The sequence below is a fragment of the Robertmurraya sp. DFI.2.37 genome (assembly GCF_029211245.1).
GTDB classification, from domain to species: Bacteria; Bacillota; Bacilli; order Bacillales; family Cytobacillaceae; genus Robertmurraya; species Robertmurraya methanolica_A.
The window spans coordinates 1-291 of record NZ_JARGEJ010000805.1; the positions used below are offsets into that span (position 1 = coordinate 1).

At 43.0% G+C, this 291-nt stretch carries 1 pseudogene; it reads right to left on the reverse strand.

Annotation, left to right across the window (positions count from 1 at the left end):
• A pseudogene (locus PZE06_RS28720) lies at positions 1-291 on the reverse strand (IS4 family transposase); the annotation flags it as partial.

Here is a 291-nt window from a genome sequence, read left to right on the forward strand (position 1 = left end):
CGATTTCTTGTTCAGAAAGCGTACAATCGGTGCTTAGAATGGCAAGCCATTCCCTCTTTTTATTACGGTTTTGAACGAACACGACATTAACTGGTACGCCATTTGTCATTGTGGTTGTGATAGAACGAAGAAGCCCTTTCTTTCCTTGAAGTGGCGACGCAGATCGATAGAGTTGTTTTAACGAAACCATTTGTCCATTCACGTTGTAGCGCTGTTTGGCATTTTTCACCATCCCTATCACATCAAGCCCTTGTTCAACGACAGCTTTAATAAGAGGTTGTTGCGTGAACC